Below are 23195 nucleotides of genomic sequence, written 5' to 3' on the forward strand. Positions count from 1 at the left end.
CCCCGGCGGAAACCCGTGCCCTACGCGTCCGCGACCGAGTCGAAGTCCACCTCGTCGCGTCCCACGCCCCGGGCGTCGGCGTCCACCGACCGGCGCAGCGCCTCGTGCAGCTTGGCCGGGGTGAGCACCCCGAGGAAGCGCGCCCCGTCCAGCACCGCCACCCACCCCGCGTCGTACTGGAGCATCTCGCTGAACGCCTGCTTCAACGGGGCGCCGACCGGCACCCACGCCTCCATCCGGCGCGCCAGCCCGCCCACCGTCCCCCGCTCCCCGGCCCCCCGCAGCGCGTCCGCCGACACCCAGCCGTGCAGCTCGCCCGCACCGCCGAGGACCACCGCCCACCGGGCCCCCGCCGCCGCGAGCCGCGCCGCCGCCTCGCGGGCGGGCTCCCCCAGGCGGGCCACCGGCGGCTCCTCCAGGTCCTCCGGCTCGATCGCGGTGACCGAGAGCCGCTTCAACCCCCGGTCGGCGCCGACGAACCGCGCGACGTACGGGGTCGCGGGGGCGCCGAGCACGGCCGCCGGAGTGTCGAACTGCTCGACGCGCCCCTGCCCGTACACCGCGATGCGGTCGCCCATCCGCACCGCCTCCTCGATGTCGTGGGTCACCAGGAGCACCGTCTTGCGCACCCGCGCCTGGAGCGCCAGGAACTCGTTCTGCAACCGCTCCCGCACCACCGGGTCCACCGCCCCGAACGGCTCGTCCATCAGCAGCACCGGCGGGTCGGCGGCGAGCGCCCGCGCCACCCCCACCCGCTGGCGCTCGCCGCCGGAGAGCTGCGCGGGATAGCGCGGGCCGTACGTCGCCGGGTCCAACCCGACCAGCTCCAGCAGCTCCGCCGCCCGCCGCCGGGCCCGCCCCCGCCTCCAGCCGAGCAGCGACGGCACGGTGGCGGTGTTGTCCAGGACCGTGCGGTGCGGGAAGAGGCCGACCTGCTGGATGACGTAGCCGATCCGGCGGCGCAGCCCCACCGGGTCGACCTCGGCGATGTCCTCGCCGGCCACCAGGACGCGGCCCGACGTGGGCTCGATCAGCCGGTTCACCATCATCATGGTGGTGGTCTTGCCGCAGCCGGACGGGCCCACCAGGGTCACCAGCTCCCCCTCGGCGACCTCGAAGGACAACCCGTCGACCGCCGTCGTCCCGTCCGGGTAGACCTTGCCGACCTGCTCGAACCGGATCATGTCTGCACGCTAGGAGCGCCCGGGCCCCGCCGCACACGGGCGGGCCCGTTGGGGGCACGGCCCTTCGGCCGGGAGCTGTGCTGAACTGGGGCCTTTCCCCTGGGACCATGCCCTCCCCCCTCCCTCGGACGCAGGAGCCCCGTGAACACGTACCGTCAGCCCGGCGTCGTCCTCACCGACCGGCGTTTCACCGTCCCCCTGGACCACGACGCCCCCGGCGGCGAGCGGATCGAGGTCTACGGGCGGGAAGCGGTGGCCGCCTCCCTCGCCGGCCGCGCACTGCCCTGGCTGGTCTACCTGGAGGGCGGCCCCGGCTTCGGCGCGCGCCGGTTCGTGGGGGCGGAGGCCTGGCTCGGCCGTGCGCTGCGCGAGTACCGGGTGCTCCTTCTGGACCAGCGCGGCACCGGCCTGTCCACCCCGGCCGACCGGCAGACGCTCCCGCTGCGCGGCGGCCCGCGCGAACAGGCCGACTACCTGGCCCACTTCCGCGCCGACGCCATCGTCCGGGACTGCGAGCTGATCCGCCGCGAGCTCACCGGCGGGGCCCCCTGGACGGTGCTGGGCCAGTCCTTCGGCGGCTTCTGCGCGGTCCGCTACCTGTCGGCCGCCCCCGAGGGGCTGTCGGCGGCCCTGATCACCGGCGGGCTGCCCTCGCTGGACGCGCACGCGGACGACGTCTACCGGGCCGCCTACCCCCGCATCGAGCGGAAGGTCGCCGCGCACTACGCCCGCTACCCGCAGGACGTCGAGCGCGCCCGCGCCATCACCGCCCACCTGGCCGAGCACCGGCCCGAGTCCGCCGGGCGCGGGCTGACCCCCGAGAGCTTCCAGTCGCTCGGCATCATGCTCGGCAGCGGCGACGGCAGCCACCGGCTCCACTACCTCCTGGAGAACGCCTTCGTCCCCACCCCGCACGGCCCACGGCTCTCCGACGCCTTCCAGGAAGCCGTGCGCGCGGCCACCTCCTTCGCCGGGCACCCGCTGTACGCCCTGCTGCACGAGGCCGTCTACGGGCAGGGCGAGCGCGCCACCGGCTGGGCGGCCGAGCGGGTGCGCGCCGAGTTCCCGCAGTTCGACGCGGCGGCCGCGCTGCGGGGCGGCGGACCGGTCCTCTTCACGGGCGAGACCATCCACCCCTGGCACTTCGACGTCGACCCGGCGCTGCGCCCGCTGCGCGAGACCGCCGACCTGCTGGCGCACCGCACCCCCTGGCCCGCGCTGTACGACCCCGCCCGGCTCGCCGCCAACGAGGTCCCCGTGGCGGCGGCCGTCTACCACGACGACATGTACGTGGACACCGGGCACGCGCTGCGCACGGCGAGGGCGATCCGGGGGCTGCGCACCTGGGTGACCGACGAGTACGAGCACGACGGGGTGCGCGCGGGCGGGCCCAGGGTCCTGGACCGGCTGCTGGCCCTGGTCAGGGGCGAGGTATGAGCGCGTGTTGACAAACAGGCTTGCCGATTCTGCAATGGCGGGATGAAGGAACACGACCGGGACGACCCGGAACTCGAAGCGGTGCTCTCCGGCGTCGGCCCCCGCCTGCGCCGTCTGCGCAAGGACCGCGGGGTCACCCTCTCCGCCCTCTCGGCCGCCACCGGGATCTCCGTCTCCACCCTCTCCCGGCTGGAGTCCGGCGGCCGCCGCCCCAGCCTGGAGCTGATCCTGCCCATCGCCCGCGCCCACGAGGTGCCGCTCGACGACCTGGTGGGCGCCCCGCCGGTCGGCGACCCGCGGGTGCGGGCCAAGCCGATCGTGCGGCACGGGCGGACCATGCTGCCGCTGACCGCCCGGCCGGGCGGGCTCCAGGCGTACAAGATGGTCCAGGAGCCCGGCGGGGAACCGGCGGAGCAGCGCACGCACGAGGGGTACGAGTGGCTGTTCGTGCTCTCCGGGAAGCTGCGGCTGCGGCTGGCCGAGCACGACCTGGTGCTGGAGCCGGGAGAGGCCGCCGAGTTCGACACCCGGCTGCCGCACTGGTTCGGGCCGGCGGAGGACAAGCCGGTGGAATTCCTCAGCCTGTTCGGCCCGCAGGGCGAGCGGATGCATGTGCGGGCCAAGCCGAAGCGGGGCTGAGGAGGGCGTCGGGCCGAGGTGTTCCCAGCGAGGCAAGCGACCGCTTAGTATGCCGAGCGGCAGTGGTAGTGCCGGCCACGGCGGCGGTCGCCGCCGACAGCGTTGTGGAGGCCCCTCATGCAGGCATGGCGAGTGCACCGGAACGGCGAGCCGCGCGAGGTGATGCGGCTGGAGGAGGCGCCGAGACCCACGCCCGGCGACGGCCAGGTGCTCATCGAGGTCCGCGCGGCCAACGTCAACTTCCCCGACGCCCTGCTCTGCCGGGGCCAGTACCAGGTCCGGCCGCCGCTCCCGTTCACTCCGGGCGTCGAGGTGTGCGGCACGACCGAGGACGGCCGGCGGGTCGTCGCCACCCCCGCCCTGCCGTACGGGGGCTTCGCCGAGTACGCCGTCGCCGACGGGGCGGCGCTGCTGCCCGCCCCCGACGCGCTGGACGACGCCGAGGCCGCCGCCCTGCACATCGGCTACCAGACCGGCTGGTTCGGCCTGCACCGCCGCGCCCGCCTCCAACCCGGCGAGACCCTCCTCGTCCACGCGGCGGCGGGCGGCGTCGGCAGCGCCGCCGTCCAGCTCGGCAGAGCGGCGGGCGCGAAGGTCGTCGGCGTCGTCGGCGGCCCCGCGAAGGCGGCCGTGGCCCGCCGGCTCGGCTGCGACCTGGTCGTCGACCGGCACGCCGAGGACGTCGTCGCCGCCGTCAGGGAAGCCACCGGCGGGCGCGGCGCGGACGTCGTCTACGACCCGGTCGGCGGCGAGGCGTACACCCAGTCGGCCAAGTGCGTCGCCTTCGAGGGGCGCATCCTCGTCGTCGGCTTCGCCAGCGGGGTCATCCCCGCACCGGGCCTCAACCACGCCCTGGTGAAGAACTACTCCGTCCTCGGGCTCCACTGGGGCCTCTACGCCGCGAAGGACCCGGCCGCCGTCCGCGCCTGCCACGAGGAGCTGGGCGAACTGGCCGCGCGGGGCGTCGTCGCCCCCCTGATCAGCGAGCGGGTCCCGCTGAGCCGGGCCGCCGACGCCGTCCAGCGCGTCGCGGACGGCGCCGGCACCGGCCGCGTCTCCGTCCTGCCGCGAGGCGTCCGATGAGCCCCGCCGACGCGGAGGAGATCCGCCGCCGCGTCCGCGACCTGCTCGCCGCCCACTCGCCCGCCGCCACCGGCCGCACCGACTTCCTCCGGGCCCGCTTCGACGCCGGCCTCGCCTGGGTCCACTACCCGGTGGGGCTCGGCGGCCTCGACGCCCCCCGCTCCCTCCAGCCGGTCGCCGACGCCGCACTCGCCGCCGCCGGCGCGCCCGACAACGACCCCCGGCGCATCGGCATCGGCCTCGGCATGGCCGCGCCCACCCTCCTCGCCTTCGGCGGCGACGAGCAGAAGCGGCGCTTCCTGCGCCCCCTGTGGGCGGGGGAGGAGGTGTGGTGCCAGCTCTTCAGCGAACCCGGCGCCGGCTCCGACCTCGCGGCGCTCGCCACCCGCGCCGTCCGCGAGGGCGACGACTGGATCGTCGACGGCCAGAAGGTCTGGACGTCCAGCGCCCATCTGGCCCGCTGGGCGATCCTCCTCGCCCGCACCGACCCGGACCTGCCCAAGCACCGGGGCCTCACCTACTTCGTCTGCGACATGACCGATCCGGGCGTCGAGGTCCGGCCCCTGCGCCAGATCACCGGCGAGGCGGAGTTCAACGAGGTCTTCCTCACCGGCGTGCGCATCCCCGACAGCCACCGGCTCGGCCCGGTGGGGGAGGGCTGGAACGTCGCGCGGACCACCCTGATGAACGAGCGGGTCTCCATCGGCGGCTCCCGCCTCCCGCGCGAGGGCGGCATGATCGGCCCCGTCGCGCGGACCTGGCGCGAACGCCCCGAGCTGCGCACCCACGACGCCCACCAGCGCCTGCTGGCCCTGTGGGTGGAGGCCGAGGTCGCCCGGCTCGCCGGCGAGCGGCTGCGCCAGCAGCTCGCCGCCGGACAGCCCGGCCCCGAGGGCTCGGGCATGAAGCTCGCCTTCGCCCGCCTCAACCAGGAGATCAGCGGCCTGGAGGTGGAACTGCTCGGCGACGAGGGCCTGCTGTACGGCGACTGGACCATGCGCCGCCCGGAGCTGGTCGACTTCACCGGACGCGACGCCGGCTACCGCTACCTGCGCTCCAAGGGCAACTCCATCGAAGGGGGCACCAGCGAGGTGCTGCTGAACATCGTCGCCGAACGCGTCCTCGGCCTGCCCGCCGAGCCCCGCGACGACAAGGACGCCGCCTGGAAGGACCTGAGCCGATGACCGCGCCCGCGCAGCCCCCCGCCGCCCCCGACCTGCTCTACTCGCGCGACGAGGAGGACCTGCGCCGCTCCGTGCGCGCCCTCCTCGCCGACCGGGCCGCCGCCCCGGCGGTGCTCGCGGCGGCCGAGGCCGGCACGCCGTACGACCCGCGGTTGTGGGAGGCGCTCGCCACCGGCATCGGCGCGGCCGGACTCCTCGTCCCCGAGGTGCTCGGCGGACAGGGGGCCTCCCACCGCGAGGCCGCCGTGGTGCTGGAGGAACTGGGCCGCGCCGTAGCCCCCGCCCCGTTTCTGACCAGCTCCGTCACGGCCACCGAGACGCTGCTCGCCCTGGGCGGCGCGGGCGGGCCGGCCGCAGCCCTCCTGGGCGACCTGGCCGCGGGCCGCACCACCGCAGTGCTCGCCGTCCCCTTCGCCACCCCGCCCGCCGGCGCGGGCGCGGTCACCGCCTCGCTGGCGGGGACGGTGCGGGGCGTGGCCGACGCGGCGGCGGCCGACGTGCTGCTGGTGCCGACCGCCGAGGGCCTGTACGCGGTCGACGCGGCGGCCCGCGGGGTGGCGGTGGAACCCCTGGTCCCCCTCGACCTGACCCGCCCGCTCGCCGCCGTCACCCTGGCCGGCCCGACCGGGACGCTCCTGGCCGCACCCGGCCCCGGCGTCGCCGCCGTACGGCGCGGACTGCTCGCCGGGGCCGGGCTGCTCGCCTCCGAACAGCTCGGAGTCGCCGAGTGGTGCCTGGCCGAGACGGTCCGGCACACCCGCGAACGACGCCAGTTCAACCGGCCCGTGGGGTCGTTCCAGGCGCTCAAGCACAGGATGGCCCGGCTCTGGCTGGAGGTCGTCTCCGCCCGCGCCGCCGCCCGCAGCGCCGCCGACGCCCTCGCCACCGGCAGCCCGGACGCCCCGCTCGCCGTCGCGGTGGCCCAGGCGTACTGCTCGGGCGTGGCGGTCCACGCCGCCGAGGAGTGCGTGCAACTGCACGGCGGGACCGGGATGACCTGGGAGCACCCGGCACACCTGTACCTCAAGCGCGCCAAGGCCGACTCGATCGCCTACGGCACGGCGGGCGGCCACCGCGCGGCCGTCGCGGAGCCGGCGGAGCTGCCGGCCCCCTGACGCCGCCGTGCCGCGGCCCCCGCCCGGCTCCGCTCCGCACCGCCCCGCGACGCGGGGTGTCCGGCGTCCTGGCGGTGCTGTTTAATTGCACGTTGTTCGCAACAACTGTCGATCTTGAACATGGATGTGCAGAGTATGACGGCCCGATCGATACGGCCGGCGGTCGCCGCCGCGCTGGTGACCGCCCTGTCCCTGACCGCGGCGGCCTGCTCGAACCCGGACGCCGCCCAGGGCGGCGCCGGGACCTCCTCGGCCGTCGTCGGCATCGCCTACGAGCCCGACACCCTGAGCCCGCTGCTCGGCTACGGCAAGGACGGCAACTCCAAGATCTTCGACGGGCTCCTCGCCCTGGACGCCGACATGCGCCTGCGCCCGGCCCTGGCCGCCGCGCTCCCCGAGATCAGCGCGGACGGCCTCACGTACACGTACCGACTGCGCCAGGGGGTGAAGTTCAGCGACGGCGAGCCGTTCGGCGCGAAGGACGTCGTCTTCACTTACCGCACCATCCTCGACGAGAAGACGAACAACCCCTCCCGCACCGAGCTGGACGCCGTCGAGGACGTCACGGCCAAGGGCGAGGACACGGTCGTCTTCACCCTCAAGTACCCCTACGCGCCCTTCGCCCAGCGCACCGTCCTGCCCATCGTCCCCCAGCACGTCGCGGGCCGGCAGGACGTCAACACCGGGGCCTTCACCACCCGCCCCATCGGCACCGGGCCCTACGTCCTGACCAAGTGGTCCAAGGGCGAGAAGATCAGTTTCACCGCCAACCCCCACTACTGGGGCGGCGCGCCCGAGGTGAAGAAGTTCACCATGGCGATCATCAAGGACGACGACGTGCGCGCCACCCGGCTGCGCTCCGGCGACCTCGACGGCGCGATCCTGCCGCCCAACCTCGCCAAGGGCTTCGCCGACGACAAGGGCCGCACCACGTACGCCGCCACCACCTACGACTACCGCACGGTGACGCTGCCGACGCACAACAAGGTCGCCGGCGACACCGCCGTGCGCCGCGCCCTCGACCTCGCGGTCGACCGCGAGGCGATGGTCGAGGCCGTCCTCAACGGCGGCGGCAAGCCCGCCTACGGCCCCGTCCCCACCGGCAGCCCGTGGTTCGCCGAGGGCACCGAGCGCCCCCACGACCTCGCCGCCGCGAAGAAGATCCTCGACGACGCAGGCTGGAAGCCGGGCGAGGACGGCGTCCGCGTCAAGGACGGCGTGCGCGCCGCCTTCCCGCTCTGGTACCTCTCCGGCGACAAGCTCCGCCAGGAGCACGCCCTGGCCTACGCCTCCGACGCCAAGAAGGCCGGCATCGCCATCACCACCGAGGCCGGGACCTGGGAGGTCATCGAGCCCCGGATGAAGCACGACGCCGTCCTCGCGGGCGGCGGCTCGCCCGCCGACCCCGACTTCGACCAGTACACCCTGCTGAAGTCCTCCCTCGCGGGCGACGGCTTCAACAACATGGCCTGGTACGACAACAAGGCCGTCGACGCCGCCCTGGAGAAGGGGCGCCGCAGCGGCGACGAGGCCGAGCGGAAGAAGGCGTACGACACCGTCCAGCGCGAGCTGGTGAGGAATCCGGGCTACACCTTCCTCACCCACATCGACCACCTCTACGTAGTCGACGACCGCTTCGGCCCGCTCACCACCCAGGTCGAGCCGCACGACCACGGGCTGGCCTCCGGCCCCTGGTGGAACGTCGAGAAGTGGTCCGCGGCGGGTTCCGGAGGCTCGAAGAAGTGAGCCCCCGCCTCCCCTGGGGACCGATGGCGCGGATGGCGGGACGGCGGGCCCTGTTCGCCGTCCCCGTCCTCGGCGTCGTCACCTTCGGGGTCTTCGCCGTCGCCGCCGCGTCCCCCTTCGACCCCGTCAAGGCGTACGCGGGCACCGCCGGCCTCACCGCCTCGCAGGAGAACCTCGACCGACTGCGGGCCAACCTCGGCGTCGACCAGCCGCTGGTCGCCCGCTGGTGGGACTGGCTGACCTCGGCGCTCCGGGGCGACCTCGGGGACTCCAGCGTGATGCGCCAGCCCGTCGCGGACGTCATCGCCGAACGCATGGGCTGGTCCGTCCTGCTCGCCGCCAGCGCGTTCGCCGTCGCGATCCTGCTCGGCGCCGGCCTCGGCGTCCTCGCGGCCCGCAGGCCCGGCGGCTGGCTCGACCGGTGCGCCGCCTCCGCCGCGTACACCCTGGAGGCCGCCCCCGCCTTCTGGCTCGGGCTGCTCGCCATCTGGTTCTTCGCCCTGAAGCTGGACGTCCTGCCGGCCGGCGGACTGACCGACGCGGGCAGCGACGCCGTCACCTTCGGCCAGGTCGCCTCCCACCTCGTGCTCCCCGCCGCCGTCCTCGGCGTCTCCCAGGCGCCGTGGTTCTTCCTGTACGTACGCCAGGGGGTCGCCGACGCGCTCGCCGAGGACCCGGTCCGCGGCGCCCGCGCCCGCGGGCTGAGCGAGCGCACCGTGCTCCTGGGGCACGCCCTGCGCTCGGGGATGCTGCCGATGCTCACCCTGATCGGCTCCCGCGTCCCCGAACTCATCACCGGGGCCCTGCTGGTGGAGACGGTCTTCAGTTGGCCCGGCATCGCCGCCGCCACCGTGGAGGCCGCCACCTCCGTCGACTTCTCCCTGCTGGCCGCCCTCACCGTGGTGGCCACCGCCGCCGTCCTGCTGGGCAACCTGCTCTCCGACCTCCTGTACGGGCTGGCCGACCCGAGGGTGGCCTTCGATGGCTGAGACCGCCCTCGCCCTGCCGGGCCGCACCGCCCGCCGCGTCCGGGTCACCGCGTCGGCCGCGATCGTCGTCGCCGTGCTGCTCGCCGTGGTCGTCGTACCGCCGCTGGCCCAGCTCGACCAGCAGGCCGTCGACCTGGGCGCCAAGCTCCACCCGCCCTCGTGGGCCCACCCCTTCGGCACCGACGACGTCGGACGCGACCTGCTGCTGCGCTGCGTCTACGGGCTGCGCGTCTCGCTGCTCGTCGGGGTGGTCGCGGCCCTCACCGCCACCGTCGTCGGCACCGCGATCGGCGCGCTCGCCGGGGCGTTCGGCGGCTGGACGGACCGGATCGTGATGCGGGTCGTCGACGCCCTGTCCTCCGTGCCCCACCTGCTGCTCGGCATCTTCATCGTGGCGATGTTCCGGCCCGGCGTCTGGCCCGTGATCGTCTCGGTCGCGCTGACCCACTGGCTCTCCACCGCCCGGATCGTCCGCTCCGAGATCCTGTCGCTGCGCTCGCGCCCCTTCATCGACGCGGCGGTCTCCGGCGGGGCCTCCCGCGGCCGGATCATCGTGCGGCACCTGCTGCCCGGCGTGTTCCCGCAGGCCGCCCTCGCCGCGGTCCTCATGGTGCCGCACGCCATGTGGCACGAGTCCGCGCTCTCCTTCCTCGGGCTCGGGCTCCCCGCGCACCAGGCGAGCCTGGGCAACCTCGTCCAGTCGGCGCGCGGCTCGCTCCTCGCGGGGGACTGGTGGCCCACGCTCTTCCCCGGCCTCTTCCTGATCATCCCGACCCTCGCGCTGGCCGGCCTCGCCGGAGCCTGGCGCGACCGGATCAACCCGCGCCGGAAATCGGAGCTGATGCTGTGACCGCCCCCCGCGAAGCCGTTCCCGTCCTCGCCGTCGAGGACCTGTCCGTCCGGTTCCGGATGCGCGGCGGCCGGGACATCGCGGCCGTCACCGGGGCCCGCTTCTCCGTCGCGGCGGGGGAGTGCCTGGCCCTGGTGGGGGAGAGCGGCTGCGGCAAGTCCGTGCTGGCCTCCGCCCTGCTCGGGCTGCTGCCCGCCAACGCCCGCACGAGCGGCAGCGCCGTGCTCGGCGGCGACACGGACCTGCTGGCGGTCGGCGAGCGCACCCTCGCCCGCACGGTGCGCGGCCGGCGCGTCGGCCTCGTACCGCAGAGCCCCGCCGCCCATCTGACGCCCGTCCGCACCGTCCGGGCCCAGGTGGAGGAGGCGCTGCGGGAGCTGACCGGGGTGCGCGGGGACGCCCTGCGGAGCGCCGGCGCGGCGGCCGCGGCCCGCGCCTCGTTCCCCGAGGACCACCTCGACCGCTACCCGCACCAGCTCTCCGGCGGCCTGGCCCAGCGCGCCGCCCTCGCCCTCGCCCTGGTCGGCGACGCCCCGCTGCTGCTCGCGGACGAGCCGACCACCGGGCTCGACCGGGACCTCGTCGAGCGGACCGTCGACGAACTGCGCCGCCACACCGACGAGGGCCGGGCGCTGCTGCTCATCACCCACGACCTGGCGGCCGCCGAACGCGTCGCGGACCGGGTCGCCGTCATGTACGCGGGACGGATCGTCGAGATCGCCGGCGCCGGGCGCTTCTTCGGTGCGCCCGGCCCCCGCCACCCGTACGCCAGGGGGTTGCTGGCCGCCCTGCCGGAGCGCGACTTCGTCCCGATCCCCGGTATGCCGCCCGAACTCGGTGCGCTCCCCGAGGGGTGCGCCTTCGCCGCCCGCTGCCCGTACGCCGACGCCCGCTGCACCGCCGAGCGCCCGGCCTTCGCGGCGGAGCTGGCCTGCCACCACGCGCCGCCCGGCCGGGCGCACCCCCTGAAGGAGACCGCCGATGCTTGAGCTGACCGGGATCTCGGCCGGATACGACCGCCGCGATCCCGTCGTCCGCGACGTCTCCCTGCGCGTCGCGCCGGGCGAGGCGGTCGGGCTGCTGGGCCCCAGCGGCTGCGGCAAGTCCACCCTGGCCAAGGTCGCCGCCCTCCTGCACCGCCCCGACTCCGGGACGATGACCCTGGACGGCACGGTGGTGCGCGGCTGGCGGCACCGGGCCCCGAGGGAGCAGCGCACGGCCGTCGGCGTCGTCTTCCAGCAGCCCCGGCTCTCCGCCGACCCCCGGCTCAGCCTGCGCGAGTTGATCGCCCAGCCGCTGCGCGCCACCGGGCGGCGCCGGGAGGCGCCGGCGCGGGTGGCCGAACTGGCCCCGCTGGTCGGCCTCTCAGAGGAGCTGCTGGAGCGCCGCCCGCACGCGGTGAGCGACGGCCAGTTGCAACGCGCCTGCCTGGCCCGGTCGCTGGCCCTGAGCCCCAAGCTGCTCATCTGCGACGAGATGACCGCGATGCTCGACGCGTCCACGACGGCGGCCCTGGTCGCCGTGGTGGAGCGCTACCGCGCCGCGTCCGGGGCCGCCCTCCTGGCCGTCGGCCACGACCGGGTCCTGCTGGAGCGCTGGTGCGACCGCACGGTCCGCTGGGGCCGGCAGGACGCGGACGCCCCGCGCACCGCGCCCCTCTGAGCCGGGCGCGCACGACGGCCGCCGCGGGTCCGGCGGGCGGCGCGGCGGGAGGGGAGGTGACCGGGGCGTGAACATCACCGAAGACTTGTCAGGTACCTGCTCTGCAGGGCGGCGCGCGCCCCCATACTCGTCGCGACCCCACCCCGCCCGACCGCACCCAGGGAGCTCCCATGGCCCACCCCACCCGCCGCCGCGCGCTCACGGTCGCCCTCGCCACCGCGACCGCGGGGCTCGCCCTCCCGACCGGGACCGCGTCCGCCGCGACCCGCGCGGCCTCCGCGCCCCGGCGCCGGACCCGCCCGCTGCGCCAGGCCCACGCGCACAACGACTACCTTCACCCCCGCCCCCTGCACGACGCGCTCGCGCACGGGTTCACCAGCGTGGAGGCCGACGTCTTCCTCGTCGACGGCGAGCTGCTGGTCGCCCACGAACCCGCCGGGCTCGACCCCGCCCGCACCCTCGCCTCGCTCTACCTCGACCCGCTGGCCGCCCTGGTCCGCGCGGGCCACGGCAGCGTCCACCCGCACCACCGGTCCCCCCTGCAGCTCCTCATCGACATCAAGGCCGACGGCGTCGCCGCCTACCACGAGCTGGACCGCCAACTGCGCCGCCACCACCGCATCCTGACCCGCTGCCGCGACGGCCGCGTCCACCCCGGAGCGGTCACCCCCGTCATCTCCGGCGACCGCGCCGCCCGCGCCCCCATGGAGGCGCAGCGCACCCGGTTCGCGTTCTACGACGGCCGCCTCGACGACCTCGGCGCCCCGGCCCCCGCCTCCTTCGCCCCGCTCGTCAGCGCGAACTGGACCCAGACCTTCGACTGGCGCGGGGCGGGCCCCTTCCCCCCGGCCGAGCGCGACCGGCTGCGCGCCCTCGTCGCCGCGGCCCACCGCGAGGGCCGCCGCATCCGCTTCTGGGCCACGCCCGACCGGCCCGGCCCCGAGCGCGCGGCCCTCTGGAGCGAACTGCTCGCCGCCGGGGTCGACCACCTCAACACCGACGACCTCGCCGGGCTCGAACACTTCCTGCGCGCCCGGGGGGACGCCGCCCCGACCGCGTAACACGCCTCCGTCCGGAAGTACCCGTTCGGCGGACCCGCCAGTGCGCCGAACGGTTCCTCCGCTCCGCCACACTTGCGGCCGAAAGCCGCGAATCCGGCGCGGCGGAGGAGGTTGGCCATGGCCGTTTCGATCTCACTGGTGCTGTTTCTGCTGATCCTCGCGATCATCTTCCTGCGCAACGGAGGACTGAAGTTCTCGCACGCGCTGGTCTGCGCCCTGCTCGGCTTCTTCCTCGCCGGTACGAGCGTGGCGCCGAGCATCCACGAGGGCGTCGGCGCCACCGCCCACCTGGTCAGCGGCCTCCAGCCCTGACGGCGGCCCCCGGCCCCGGTGCCGGGGGCCGTCCGCGAGGCGGCCGCGGATCGCGCACAATGAGCACATGTCTCTTCCGCCCCCCGGCCGGCACTCGGGCGCCGCCCACCACGAGTACTGCAACACCGCCCTGTGCTGCCGGTGCCAGATGCGGAACTGGACCACCAAGGCGGGCGACGAACGGCTCTGCGGCCCGTGCGCGGCCTGCTGCCACGCGTGCGGCCGGGCGCCCGCGCCCCACCTGGACGGGCTCGACGGGGGGCTGTGCGCCGAGTGCCGGGGGCTGTGCGGCCGCTGCCACGCGCCGAAGCGGCCCGACGGCGCCTGCGCCTGCGACCGCTGGCGGGAGGACGCCAAGAGCAACCCGCCGGGCTACGTCCTCCAGGCCCTGCCGCCCCAGCTCCTCCAGGCGCTCGGCGGCCGTGTTCCGCGCACCGTCCAGGAGCTGATCCACCAGGAGCTGGCCGTCCGCAGCGCCGGCCTGCTGCGCGAGCGCGTCGAGCGCCGCTGGAACCTGCGCTGGGCCCACGCCCTCAACGAGAAGGACGAGGACGGCCGTCGGCGCTGGAGCCCCCAGGACGTCGCCGAGCAGCTTCTGCGGCCCGGCCCGTGCCCCGAGCCGAGCTGCGAGGACGGCCACCTCCTCACCACCGACGCCCCGTGCACCCGCTGCCGCCAGCCCCTGCACCGCTTCGTCACCTCGGTCGCGGGCCACACCGCCACCCCGGCGCACGCCCGCGCCACCGCGGCCGAGATCCGCAGGGCGATGGTGGAGAACCGCTCCCGCCGGAAGCCCCCGCCGCGCTGAACCCCGGCCCCCGGGCGCGAACCCCGCGGGCACGGGGGGCCAGTCCGCGCGACCCGGCGGTGCGGCCGGGGCGTACGCCCTATGCTCGCGCCCATGGAGCAACGGGAAGTCGTGAAGCGCGTGATCGGCATCCTCACGGAGGCGCGCGAGATGCAGCGCCTGCTGGAGGCGGACCTCGAAGGGGAAGAGCTGGAGACGGGAGCGGGCGCCGTCACCGCCCTGCTGAACGAGACGATGCCCCACATCGCCATCCCCGACGACTTCTCCGTCGAGGACGTGGTGACCGTCGTCGGGCGGGAGGTGGGCGGTGCGGTCGAGCAGCTGGTGAGCGCGTTCACCCTGGCGTTCACCATGCTGGCCCAGGTGCACGACTCCGGGCAGACGGACGTGACCTCGGCCGACGTCCTGCAGGACCTCGCCCTGCGGGTCGAGGGCGGCGGACCGGAGGAGGGCGGCGACCCCCTGCTGTAGCGCTCCCGCGCCGCCCTGCGCGTTCCGCCGCGCGGCCGGGCACCATGGAGGTGCAAGCGCGTACGCCCCTCGCCGTACGGAGGCAGTTGTGGGAACGAGCACCGACGTGGCCCGCGCCAAGGCGCGACGGCTCAAAGGCATGATCAAGGAGTCCGACGGCATCGCCCTCGACGACGAGCGGCTCAAGGCCGAAGGCCGACGGGAGCAGGCCGAGGCCCGCCGCCAGGAAACCCTGGCCCGCGCCGCGCGGGCGGCCTCCCGCCCCTGACCCGGAAAGCCCGCGCCTGACCCGCCCGCGCGGGGGCGTGGGCGTCACCCGGTACGGGCCGCTTCCCGGACCGCGTCGACGACGTCCCGGTCCAGCGCCGCCCGCACCAGCGCCGCCGCGAACGCCGCCCCGTCGCGGCCGCGCGCGACCTCGGCCAGCGCCTCGGGGGAGGCGGGCAGGCCGAGCCGCTCGGCCCCCTGGAGCCCCTTGGCCCCCGCCCGGAACCCCGTCTCCGGCCACACCGTCTGGACCTCGCGCACGAAGACGTCCGCGCCCGTCGGCCCGATGCCCCGCACGCGCTGGAGCCCGGACCGCAGCACGGCCCCGTCGCCGTCCGCCTCCCGGCGCAGCCGGCGCAGGTCGCCGCCCCACGCGTCGAGCACGAGCCGCGCCCCGTCCCCGAGCTGGGTGGCGGTCCGCTCGTCGTAGCGGCGGTATCCGCCCTCGCCCAACGCGTCCACCCGCTGCCGCCAGGTCGCGTCCATCATGCGGCGCGGCGTGCGCATCCCGTGCCCGAGCAGCGCCCGCGCGGACGCCGCGGCGACCGACGCGCGGATGCGCGCGCTCAGCAGATGGCTCAGCACGAGGAGCTGGTACAGCGGCTGCGGCGTGTCGCGCAGCGTGATGCCGGCCTCGGCCGCGTACGTCCGCCCGCACTCCGCCATCAGCGCGTCCGCGATCCGGCGCGCCGACGCGGAGACCCGTGCGCTCATCCGTAGCCGGCGATCCGGGCGACGAAGAACCCTGCGACGACCAGGGCGACCGCCACGATCAGGCCCACCCACACGACGGGGTGCTCCCAGACGCCGCCGTCCGCGCGCTCCTCGTGGGCCTCGGCGGTCGAACCCTCGGCGGGCGGGGTCTCGCCGGGAGGGCGCAACCCCGGTCGATTCAGCGAAACAGCCATGCACCCAGGGTCCCCCGCCCGGCACGTCCGCGCACGTCCGTACGGACCAGCCGCAGCGCGGGGCCGTACGGGCGCACCGGCGAAAAAGAGTCTGCCTGGCCGGAATTCGGGGCACCGTCAAGGAATGTCCCGTGTTTCCGCCCCTGTCCTCAAGCTCGTGCAGCGCACCACCGAACCCGTCGGGGTCCAGACCCTGCGGTCGACCGCGGCCGCCGTGATCGCGTACTCCGCGGCCGTCTGGGCCCTGCCCGAACCGGCGCCCCTGACCGCGCCCCTCACCGCGCTCCTGGTCGTCCAGGTCACCCTCTACGCGACCCTCACCACCGGCATCCGCCGCGTGAACTCCGTCGTCGTCGGCGTGCTCATCGCCACCGCCTTCAGCTCCCTGGTGGGGCTGACCTGGTGGAGTCTGGGCCTCACCATCTTCACCGCACTCCTGATCGGGCGACTCGTCCGGGTCAACGAGTTCGTGCCCGAGGTGGCGATCAGCGCGATGCTCGTGCTCGGCGTCTCCCAGGTCGCGGAGACCGCCTGGGACCGGGTGTGGGAGACGCTGATCGGCGCCGGCGTGGGCCTGCTGTTCAACCTGGTCTTCGCCCCGCCGGTCTGGGTCAGGTCGGCGGGTTCCTCCATCGAGTCGCTGGCCACGCGCATGGGCGCGATGCTCCGCAGCATGGGCGAGGAGGTGGTGGGCAGCAACCCCGTCCCACGGGCCGCCGCCCGGCTCCACGAGGCCCGCAGGCTCGACCACGACATCGTCGAGGTGGACGCGTCCCTGCGGCAGGCGGAGGAGAGTCTCACCCTCAACCCCAGGGTGAGGCAGGGGCTGCTGCACCGGGTCGTCCTGCGCTCCGGGCTCGACACGCTGGAGATCTGCGCGGTCGTCCTGCGCGTCCTGTCCCGCTCCCTCACCGACCTGGCCAAGGCCCGTACGGAGGAGACGCTGTTCCCGGCCGACGTGGCGGAGCTGCTCAGGGAGCTCTTCGGCCGGCTCGCCGAGGCGATCGAGAGCTTCTCCGTCCTGGTCACCACCCAGCTCGCCGCCGACGCCGAGGAGGCCGAGGACCGGCTGGCCGACGCGCTCGCCCGCAGCCGCGCCACCCGCGACCAGGTCGCCGACCTGCTCCTGGAGGACGTCCAGGAGCACCCGAGGCAGTGGCAACTGCACGGAGCCCTGCTCGCCGAGATCGACCGCATCCTGGACGAACTCGACATCGACGAGCGCACCAAGCGCCTGGCCGAGGAGCTGGACCGGCGCTCCGCCGAGGCGCACGCCCGCCACCCCCGGCTGCGGGCCGTGCGGCGCCGGCTCGGCAGGCAGCACGCCTGACCCCCCTCCCGCGCCGCCGCACCGGCCGCGCGCGGGATGCGGAAGCGGCTCGCGGCTGGTTCGCTGGGGGCAGTGACCCCGGCTCCCGAGGAGTGGTGATGAGCGGTTCGGACGAACCCGCCGACCTGGCGCGGCAGATGCGTGAGAAGGCCCGGCAGCTCGCCGAGGCCGCCGAGCGGTCGAGCGACCCGCACGAGCGCGAGCGGCTGGAGAAGAAGTCCCGGACGATGCGGGACCGGAGCGCCCAGCAGAGCGCGATGGCCGCCGGCGACGTCTACCCCGAGAAGTAGTCCGCCCGCGCGGGGCGCCCCCGTACGCGTACGCCCGCGAGGACGTCCCGCGCCCGCCCGGCCCCGGCGCGTCCGGGGCCGGGCGTACGCCGTCGCCGGGCCCCGGACCGGCCCGGAACTCCGCCCGTGCCGGTCACCCCGCCCAGGCCAGGAGCCGGTCCGCGCTCCAGGTCGTCACCACCCGCTCAGCCGGCACCCCGCACTCCTCGGCGCGTGCGCACCCCGACGCCTGCCAGTCGAGCTGGCCCGGCGCGTGCGCGTCGGTGTCGATGGCGAAGAGGGCGCCCGCCCCGACGGCCTCGCGCAGCAGTCGCAGCGGCGGGTCCCGCCGCTCGGGACGGCAGTTGATCTCCACCGCCGTCCCCGCCTCCGCGCAGGCGGCGAAGACCCGGCCCGCGTCGAACCGCGACTCCGGCCGGCCCCGTCCGCTCAGCAGCCGGCCCGTGCAGTGCCCGAGGACGTTCGCCCGCGGATGGCGCACCGCCGCCTCCAACCGCCGCGTCATGGGAGCCGGGTCCATGCGCAGCTCGGAGTGGACGGAGACCACCACCACGTCCAGCCGCTCCAGCAGCTCGGGCTCCTGGTCGAGGGATCCGTCCGCCAGGATGTCGCACTCGATCCCCGTCAGCAGGCGGAACGGGGCCCACCGCTCGTTGAGCCGGTCCACCACCGCGAGCTGCTCCCGCAGGCGCTCCGGCGACAGCCCGTGCGCCACCGTCAGGCGGGGCGAGTGGTCGGTGAGGACCGCCCAGGCGTGCCCCAGCTCCGCCGCCGTCCGGCCCATCTCCTCGATCGGGCTGCCCCCGTCGGACCAGTCCGAGTGCATGTGGCAGTCGCCCGTCAGCAGGGCGCGGAGCCCGCGGCCGCCCTCGGCGGGCGGCTCCGCGGCGGCCTCCTCCTCCAGGCGCTCCAGATAGCCCGGCACCTCACCGGCCAGCGCCTCGCGGACCACCTGGGCCGTGCGGGGCCCGATCCCGGCGACCCGCTCCAGGGAGTGCGCCGCGACCCGGTCGGCCGCCTCTCCCGCGGCCATCGCGTCCACGGCGGCGGCGGCCGTACGGAAGGCCTTCACCCGGTACGTGGCGGCCTGCGAGCGTTCCAGCAGGAAGGCGATCCGCCGCAGTGCGGTGACGGGGTCCATCTCCACCTCCACAGGACGCCGGCGGCCTCCGCGTGCCGCCTGCCACCAGCATGGGCGCTTCGACTCCCGTACGCCTCCGCGACCCGGAACCGCCGCCTCAGGGGGAGGGCGCCCCAACCTCCGCCGCGGGCGCCCAGCGCCCGGTGGCCGGGTCGTACGCGTGCACGGGCCGCCCCGGCGCCCCGCTCGTCCGGAACGGCCGCCCGCCGTCGTCCACGCGCACCGTCCCGGACCGGCCCCCGCTGCTCCACGCCAGCTCGGCGACCCAGTCGCAGTCGCACCGGAGGGCCCGGCCGGTGACGAGCAGGACCTCCGGGTCCGCGGCCGAGACGCGGTAGGGGAAGGAGACGGGCTCGATCGGCTCGCCCGAGTCGTTGCCCGGAACCGACCGCGCGACGGGCCGGGGCACGTCCAGGTCGACGTCGAACACGCGCGGGGTGAGCGCCCCGCCGCACCCGGTGCTCATCCCGTAGACCCGGCCCCCGGCCGGCGCCCGGCGCCCCACGACCCGGATGCGCAGCGCCTCCAGCACCACGGCCCGCTCGTCCCGGCCCTGGAGGGTGATCCGGACCCGCGTCTCTCCCGCGTGCACCGCGCCGAGCGCCCCCGCCCACGCCGCCGCGTCGCCCTCCGCCGGGGGCGGCGGCACGGCGGAGGGCGCGCGGTCGACGAGGTAGGAGTGGCCGCAGCCGTACGTCCAGACCTGGTCGTCGCCGGTCCAGGTGAAGGGCGCGCCCGCGGGGGCCGGCCGGGTCGGGGACGCGGAGGGGAGGGGCGCCGCCCGCGGGCGCGGCGCGGCGCCGACCGCCTCCGGCGTACGCGGCTGCCGCCCGGCGCGCGGCGCTGCCTCCACCGGCCCGCGCGGCGAGGGGCCGCCGGGCGCGCCGGGGGCGGAGGCGGTGGGCGCGGGGGCCTCCGCCGGGGGTGCGCCCGGTCGGCCGGCCGCCGCCGACGGCCGCCGGTCCGGGCCCGGCAGCCGCGCCTCCGCGAAGGCCGCGGCCAGGGTGAGGACCAGGGCGGCCGCGGCGCAGAGGGCGAGCGCCCGCCCGGACCGGCGCGGCCGCCGTGGACGGGCCCCGCCCGCGCCCCCGCCGGCGTACGGGGTCGGCGCACCCCCGCCCGCGCCGGGGGACGGGGGCGGCGCGGGCGGCTCCGCCGTCTCCTCGGCCGCCGCCGCACCGCCACCGGGCCCCGCTGTCTGGGGCTCGGAGGCCGCCGCCCCCGCCCGGTCCAGGCGCTCCGCGTCGGCCCGGAGCCACAGGCGGTGCAGCGCCTCGCGCTCCTCGACCGGCGCACCGCACAACCGGGCCAGCCGCTCCACGGGGGCGAAGTCGGCCGGGACCGTGCGCCCGGCGCAGTACCGGTGCAGGGTCGACCCGCTGATCCCGATACGGCGGGCCAGCGAGGCGTACGTCCGGCCCGAGCCCTCCCGCAGCGCGCTCAGCCGCCCCGCCAGCGCGTCCCGCGCGCACCCCTCCGCGTCGTCACCCACCCGCCCGACCTCCCCCACCGCCGTGCCGGGGCGTTCCACCCCCTCGGGAACACCCACGTCGCCGGGGGTGGGACGGTTCCAGCGCGCCGGGAGGCCGGTTCGCGCTTGTCCCGGCCCCGGGCGGCCGCCCAGGCTGGTGGCGTTCCCGTACGACTCCGCCGACCGCGGCAGCCGTACGCGAGCCGCCATGCCACCCACCGCCCGAACGGGGAGACCTGCCATGCGCCTGATCCGTACCGCCCTCCTGACCGCCGCGGCCGCCGGCCTGGCCGCCACCGCCCTCGTGCCGACGCCCGCCGCCGCGGCCCCCGCTCCGCCGAGGTTCCTCAGCGCCGCGCAGTTGCCGCCCTCCCTCACCCCGTGGACCGCCGGCCCGGTGCGCGAGGGCCTTCCGGCGGACGGCTCCGAGTGCACCGCGGGGGCCACCCCGGCGGCCGGCACCCGGCACCGGGACTTCCGCACGGAGCTGGACACCACGGCCCGCCAGACCACCACGGTCGCCGCCACCGCCGGAGAGGCCAGGACGCTCGCCGCCGAGCTGCGGTCCGCCCTGTCCACCTGCCTCGAACGGCTCAAGGAGCAGGACCCCGGCCTGGAGGGCGAGGCCTTCTACCACGGCCGGATCGACGTGGAGGAGGGCGCGCACGTCCACAGCATCGACACCTCCCACCCGGAGGTCGGCTCCACCGACATCGACCTGTACTCCGTGGGCCGCGACGGCCGGACGGTGACCGTCGTCGCCTGGGGGCAGATGGGCGAGCTGGACGGCGCGCCGCTGGACGGGTTCAGGGAGACGACGCGCACCGCCGTCGCCAAGCTGCGCTGACCCCGCCCCGAGGCGTCGCACCGGTCCGCCGATGTGCGGCGCCACCGGGGGAGGGAGCGTCCCTGCCGTGTGACCCGGCACGACGCGGACCGGTTCGCCCCGCCCTCGCGAAGCGGCGCCGGGACCGGGGCGGAGGAGAGGAGGAGACCGGCCGCTCGCAGGACGAGCTGGCCCTCGTCCTGGCGCAGGCCGTGGTCGGCGCGGTCGAGGCGGGCGGGGGCCACGCGGGAGGGGTGTTCCTGCGCACCGGTGCGCCCGGGCAGTCGCGCCTCGCGCGCTCGCCGGACTGCCGACCGGGCTGCTGCGGCCCTGGTGGCGGATGCATTCCCCGCCGGCCCCCGCCGGGTCGCCGGGCGGGGGCCGTACGGCCGATCAGGCCTCGGGGCCCGCGGCCGGGGCGACCGCGCCGGAGGCCTCCAGCATCGCCTCCCGCTCCACGACCTTGATCCGCTCGCGGCCCTGGGCCGCGCCGAGCGCCTGCTCGTGCGCGTCGAGGCGGTGCCAGCCCTCCCAGGTGGTGTAGCGGACGCCACGGTCCGCCAGGAACGCCTCGACGGCGTCCGGAGCGGGCTGCGCGGGCTCGGGCAGCCGGCCGGCCGCGCGGTCCTCCAGCAGGCAGGCCACCGTCTCGTTGGCGTCGCCCTTGGTGTGGCCGATCAGGCCGATCGGGCCGCGCTTGATCCACCCCGTCACGTAGACCGAGGCCATGTGCTCCCCGCCGGAGACGACCCGGCCCGCCTCGTGCGGAACGGTGCCGGAGGCCACGTCGAAGGGCAGCTTGGGCAGCTCCTCGGAGTAGTAGCCGACGGCGCGGTAGACGCTCTGCACGTCCCAGTCGGTGAACGCGCCGGTGCCCCGGACGTTGCCGGTGCCGTCCAGCTCGGTGCGCTCGGTCCGCAGCCCGACGACCTTGCCGTCCTCGCCCAGCACCTCCACCGGGGACTCGAAGAAGTGCAGGAACAGCTTGTGCGGGCGGTCGCCGACATCGCGGATCGCCCAGTTCTCCAGGGTGGAGGCGACCATGTTGGCCTGCTTGTTGGCCCGCCGGGTGTCGATGGAGCCCTGGTCGTAGTCGATGTCCTCGGGGTTGACGATGACCTCGATGTTGGGGGAGTGGTCCAGCTCCCGCAGCTCCATCGGGCTGAACTTGGCCTGGGCCGGACCGCGCCGCCCGAACACGTGCACCTCCAGCGCCTTGTTCGCCTTGAGGCCCTGGTACACGTTGTCCGGGATCTCGGTGGGCAGCAGCTCGTCGGCCGTCTTGGCGAGGATGCGGGCCACGTCCAGCGCCACGTTCCCGACGCCCAGCACGGCGACCTTCTCCGCGGTGAGCGGCCAGGTGCGCGGGACCTCGGGGTGCCCGTCGTACCAGGAGACGAACTCGGCGGCGCCGTAGGAGCCCTCCAGCTCGATGCCGGGGATGTCCAGGGCCCGGTCGGCCTCGGCGCCGGTGGAGAAGATCACCGCGTCGTAGAACGACCGCAGGTCGTCCAGGCCGATGTCGTGGGGGTAGTCGACGTTGCCGAAGAGCCGGATCTGCGGCTTGTCCAGCACCTGGTGCAGCGCCTTGACGATGCCCTTGATCCGCGGGTGGTCGGGGGCCACCCCGTACCGGATCAGGCCGAAGGGCGCGGGCATCCGCTCGAACAGGTCGATCGACACCCCCGGCTCCTGGCAGACCTCGGATTTGAGCAGCGCGTCCGCAGCGTAGATGCCGGCGGGGCCGGCTCCGACGATGGCGACGCGGACGGGGCGTGTCATGGCGTGGGGTTCCTTCGGGGCGGGCGAACGCGGGCAGGTAGAGCGTACGTCGAGGTAAGGGTGGGCTTACCAGCTCCTCCGCACACCGTAAGCGATCGCCCGGCGGGCCCCTCGACCGGCCCTCCCGCAGATGCCCGATAGGTCCGCTTTGTGGTGTAGATATGGCTGATCTGCCTTTTTTGTACTGTTTATCCGTAACAGAGGTATTGGGGCACTTAGACCTTATGTCTGCTCCCATTTCGGGCGGAGCCGGAGCGAGTGGCGAGCATCACCCCGCAGGGTCCGGACGGGAAAGCGGAAGGAACGGTTTCCGTACGCACGGGGAAAGTTGACGCGGCGACGGCACGGAATCGATCGGGAATTCCGTCATTCGATCTTGTCGGCGCACGGCCGGACGGAATGCGGAGCTTGTTTCGTCCGGCGTTTCTCGCCTACGGTCACCGTCAATCCGGACGGAACGCCTAATCCTGCCGCCGTCCGGGAATCCGAACTCACTCACCGCACGGCAGGAGCGGGGGACCCAGGTAAGTCGCCGATCCGGTCGCCGGAACGGCTAGGGGTGAAGTCGCACACCGTGCGGCCAGACATCTCCCGTCTGAACCCGACAGCTCACCCCGTAGGCGCCGGAGAGGAAAAACC

The 23195-nt window shown here is 75.6% G+C and carries 24 protein-coding genes and 1 riboswitch; of the genes, 18 read left to right on the plus strand and 6 right to left on the minus strand.

Going from position 1 to position 23195, the window contains the following annotated elements; translation table 11 throughout:
- Positions 1–20: 20 nt before the first annotated feature.
- On the minus strand, positions 21–1184 hold the full coding sequence (locus ACZ6EJ_RS12590; RefSeq protein WP_469266709.1) for an ABC transporter ATP-binding protein: 1164 nt from the start codon (positions 1182–1184) through the stop codon (positions 21–23).
- 141 nt (positions 1185–1325) lie between these two features.
- On the opposite strand from ACZ6EJ_RS12590, the gene ACZ6EJ_RS12595 reads away from it, so the two are divergent.
- The 15 genes from ACZ6EJ_RS12595 (at position 1326) to ACZ6EJ_RS12665 (ending at position 14809) form a co-directional block, all read left to right on the plus strand.
- Positions 1326–2621 (plus strand): alpha/beta fold hydrolase, encoded by a 1296-nt coding sequence (locus ACZ6EJ_RS12595; RefSeq protein WP_469266710.1) that lies wholly within the window; start codon positions 1326–1328, stop codon positions 2619–2621.
- A gap of 42 nt (positions 2622–2663) precedes the next feature.
- Positions 2664–3260, plus strand: a complete 597-nt coding sequence (locus ACZ6EJ_RS12600; protein ID WP_469266711.1) for a helix-turn-helix domain-containing protein — start codon at positions 2664–2666, stop codon at positions 3258–3260.
- A gap of 117 nt (positions 3261–3377) precedes the next feature.
- Positions 3378–4343: an NADPH:quinone oxidoreductase family protein gene (locus ACZ6EJ_RS12605; protein WP_469266713.1), complete on the plus strand. Its 966-nt coding sequence runs from the start codon at positions 3378–3380 to the stop codon at positions 4341–4343.
- The gene (locus tag ACZ6EJ_RS12610; protein WP_469266715.1) at positions 4340–5527 is read left to right on the plus strand and encodes an acyl-CoA dehydrogenase family protein; all 1188 of its coding nucleotides are present in this window, start codon (positions 4340–4342) and stop codon (positions 5525–5527) included. The genes ACZ6EJ_RS12605 and ACZ6EJ_RS12610 overlap by 4 nt, the downstream gene beginning before the upstream one ends.
- Positions 5524–6642 carry an acyl-CoA dehydrogenase family protein gene (locus ACZ6EJ_RS12615; RefSeq protein WP_469266716.1) on the plus strand — a complete coding sequence of 373 codons (1119 nt, stop codon included), beginning with the start codon at positions 5524–5526 and terminating at the stop codon, positions 6640–6642. Before ACZ6EJ_RS12610 ends, ACZ6EJ_RS12615 begins: the two co-directional genes overlap by 4 nt.
- Before the next feature lie 135 nt (positions 6643–6777).
- A complete protein-coding gene (locus ACZ6EJ_RS12620) occupies positions 6778–8388 on the plus strand; it encodes an ABC transporter substrate-binding protein (RefSeq protein WP_469266797.1) in 1611 nt (536 codons plus the stop codon).
- Between the two features lie 23 nt (positions 8389–8411).
- Positions 8412–9377, plus strand: a complete 966-nt coding sequence (locus ACZ6EJ_RS12625) for an ABC transporter permease (protein WP_469266799.1) — start codon at positions 8412–8414, stop codon at positions 9375–9377.
- Positions 9370–10227: an ABC transporter permease gene (locus tag ACZ6EJ_RS12630; protein ID WP_469266717.1), complete on the plus strand. Its 858-nt coding sequence runs from the start codon at positions 9370–9372 to the stop codon at positions 10225–10227. The genes ACZ6EJ_RS12625 and ACZ6EJ_RS12630 overlap by 8 nt, the downstream gene beginning before the upstream one ends.
- Positions 10224–11216: an ABC transporter ATP-binding protein gene (locus tag ACZ6EJ_RS12635; protein WP_469266719.1), complete on the plus strand. Its 993-nt coding sequence runs from the start codon at positions 10224–10226 to the stop codon at positions 11214–11216. The genes ACZ6EJ_RS12630 and ACZ6EJ_RS12635 overlap by 4 nt, the downstream gene beginning before the upstream one ends.
- Positions 11209–11889 carry an ABC transporter ATP-binding protein gene (locus tag ACZ6EJ_RS12640; RefSeq protein ID WP_469266720.1) on the plus strand — a complete coding sequence of 227 codons (681 nt, stop codon included), beginning with the start codon at positions 11209–11211 and terminating at the stop codon, positions 11887–11889. Before ACZ6EJ_RS12635 ends, ACZ6EJ_RS12640 begins: the two co-directional genes overlap by 8 nt.
- 170 nt (positions 11890–12059) lie before the next feature.
- Positions 12060–12950 (plus strand): phosphatidylinositol-specific phospholipase C/glycerophosphodiester phosphodiesterase family protein, encoded by an 891-nt coding sequence (locus ACZ6EJ_RS12645; RefSeq protein ID WP_469266721.1) that lies wholly within the window; start codon positions 12060–12062, stop codon positions 12948–12950.
- Between the two features lie 117 nt (positions 12951–13067).
- Entirely contained in the window at positions 13068–13262 is a 195-nt protein-coding gene (locus ACZ6EJ_RS12650; protein ID WP_469266723.1) for a hypothetical protein, read from the plus strand.
- A 67-nt stretch (positions 13263–13329) separates the two neighbouring features.
- The gene (locus ACZ6EJ_RS12655) at positions 13330–14070 is read left to right on the plus strand and encodes a hypothetical protein (RefSeq protein ID WP_469266725.1); all 741 of its coding nucleotides are present in this window, start codon (positions 13330–13332) and stop codon (positions 14068–14070) included.
- Positions 14071–14151: 81 nt separating this feature from the next.
- Positions 14152–14541, plus strand: a complete 390-nt coding sequence (locus ACZ6EJ_RS12660) for a hypothetical protein (RefSeq protein ID WP_469266726.1) — start codon at positions 14152–14154, stop codon at positions 14539–14541.
- A gap of 88 nt (positions 14542–14629) precedes the next feature.
- Positions 14630–14809, plus strand: a complete 180-nt coding sequence (locus ACZ6EJ_RS12665) for a CsbD family protein (protein WP_469266728.1) — start codon at positions 14630–14632, stop codon at positions 14807–14809.
- A gap of 44 nt (positions 14810–14853) precedes the next feature.
- Here ACZ6EJ_RS12665 and ACZ6EJ_RS12670 read toward each other — a convergent pair whose 3' ends face one another.
- On the minus strand, positions 14854–15522 hold the full coding sequence (locus ACZ6EJ_RS12670; protein WP_469266730.1) for an endonuclease: 669 nt from the start codon (positions 15520–15522) through the stop codon (positions 14854–14856).
- Positions 15519–15716, minus strand: coding sequence for a DUF6480 family protein (locus ACZ6EJ_RS12675; protein ID WP_469266731.1), 198 nt, complete (start codon positions 15714–15716; stop codon positions 15519–15521). The genes ACZ6EJ_RS12670 and ACZ6EJ_RS12675 overlap by 4 nt, the downstream gene beginning before the upstream one ends.
- 124 nt (positions 15717–15840) lie before the next feature.
- On the opposite strand from ACZ6EJ_RS12675, the gene ACZ6EJ_RS12680 reads away from it, so the two are divergent.
- Together ACZ6EJ_RS12680 and ACZ6EJ_RS12685 are read left to right on the plus strand one after the other, a co-directional pair.
- Complete coding sequence (locus tag ACZ6EJ_RS12680; protein WP_469266733.1) at positions 15841–17046, plus strand: FUSC family protein; 1206 nt, start codon at positions 15841–15843, stop codon at positions 17044–17046.
- 98 nt (positions 17047–17144) lie between these two features.
- The gene (locus tag ACZ6EJ_RS12685) at positions 17145–17336 is read left to right on the plus strand and encodes a DUF6381 family protein (protein WP_469266735.1); all 192 of its coding nucleotides are present in this window, start codon (positions 17145–17147) and stop codon (positions 17334–17336) included.
- A gap of 133 nt (positions 17337–17469) precedes the next feature.
- Here ACZ6EJ_RS12685 and ACZ6EJ_RS12690 read toward each other — a convergent pair whose 3' ends face one another.
- Both ACZ6EJ_RS12690 and ACZ6EJ_RS12695 read right to left on the minus strand, forming a co-directional pair.
- Positions 17470–18477, minus strand: a complete 1008-nt coding sequence (locus tag ACZ6EJ_RS12690; protein ID WP_469266737.1) for a PHP domain-containing protein — start codon at positions 18475–18477, stop codon at positions 17470–17472.
- A gap of 97 nt (positions 18478–18574) precedes the next feature.
- Positions 18575–19969, minus strand: coding sequence for a helix-turn-helix domain-containing protein (locus ACZ6EJ_RS12695; RefSeq protein WP_469266739.1), 1395 nt, complete (start codon positions 19967–19969; stop codon positions 18575–18577).
- 220 nt (positions 19970–20189) lie between these two features.
- Between ACZ6EJ_RS12695 and ACZ6EJ_RS12700 the strand changes: the two genes are divergently transcribed.
- On the plus strand, positions 20190–20795 hold the full coding sequence (locus ACZ6EJ_RS12700; protein ID WP_469266741.1) for a hypothetical protein: 606 nt from the start codon (positions 20190–20192) through the stop codon (positions 20793–20795).
- A 372-nt stretch (positions 20796–21167) separates the two neighbouring features.
- Here the strand turns inward: ACZ6EJ_RS12700 and ACZ6EJ_RS12705 are convergent, their stop codons facing one another.
- A complete protein-coding gene (locus ACZ6EJ_RS12705; RefSeq protein WP_469266742.1) occupies positions 21168–22556 on the minus strand; it encodes an FAD-dependent oxidoreductase in 1389 nt (462 codons plus the stop codon).
- 482 nt (positions 22557–23038) lie between these two features.
- Positions 23039–23194, plus strand: a riboswitch (cyclic di-AMP (ydaO/yuaA leader).
- The last annotated feature ends 1 nt before the right edge of the window (position 23195 follow it).

It is taken from the genome of Streptomyces sp. NPDC041970 (assembly GCF_055588985.1).